This is a genomic window from Aliterella sp. E5.1, from assembly GCF_057473825.1.
Map to the genome: position 1 here is coordinate 1 of NZ_JBYCCV010000525.1, position 1022 is coordinate 1022.

Genomic DNA, 1022 nt, shown 5'->3' on the forward strand with positions numbered 1-1022 from the left:
GGGAATTGGAATTGTTCGTGAGGCTGATCTTGAGGAGCCATCCAAGCGCGGATGCCCTCGTTCAGCAGAATGTTTTTGGTGTAAAAAGTCTCAAACTCTGGGTCTTCCGCCGCCCGTAATTCTTGGCTAACGAAATCGTAAGCGCGCAAGTTGAGCGCTAAACCAACTACGCCCACGGCGCTCATCCACAAACCCGTCACTGGTACAAACAACATAAAGAAGTGCAACCAACGCTTGTTGGAAAAAGCAATGCCAAAGATTTGCGACCAAAAACGGTTTGCTGTGACCATCGAGTAAGTTTCTTCCGCCTGAGTCGGATTGAAGGCGCGGAAAGTGTTTGACTGCTCGGAGTCTTCAAACAAGGTATTTTCTACCGTTGCCCCGTGAATCGCGCACAATAGCGCTCCACCTAGTACCCCGGCTACTCCCATCATGTGGAAGGGGTTGAGCGTCCAGTTATGGAATCCTTGGAAAAATAACAGGAATCGGAAAATTGCTGCGACTCCAAAGGAGGGGGCAAAGAACCACGATGATTGTCCCAAGGGGTACATTAAAAATACGCTGACAAATACCGCAATCGGGGCGCTAAATGCCAGGGCGTTGTAGGGACGAATCCCTACTAGCCGCGCGATTTCAAATTGTCTCAACATAAATCCGATTAAGGCAAAGGCTCCGTGCAGGGCAACAAATGCCCATAAGCCTCCTAGCTGACACCACCGGGTAAAGTTCCACCCGGCTTCTGGTCCCCAGAGAAATAACAAGGAGTGTCCCATGCTGTCTGCGGGGGTTGATACCGCTACTGTCAGGAAGTTTGCTCCTTCTAGGTAGGAACTGGCGATCCCGTGGGTGTACCACGAGGTGACAAAGGTTGTCCCTGTGAGCCAGCCTCCTAGTGCCAGGTAGGCGCAGGGGAATAGTAATATTCCGCTCCAGCCTACGAATACAAATCTGTCGCGCTTTAGCCAGTCGTCTACGGTGTCGAATATGCCGCGACTCGGTGCGCTGCCAACTGCAATTGTCAT

At 51.5% G+C, this 1022-nt stretch carries 1 protein-coding gene; it reads right to left on the reverse strand.

The features are described from left to right. The coding region (psbD, locus tag AC2VE5_RS28765; protein ID WP_486890920.1) for a photosystem II D2 protein (photosystem q(a) protein) at positions 1 to 1022 on the reverse strand (1022 nt) is incomplete at both ends.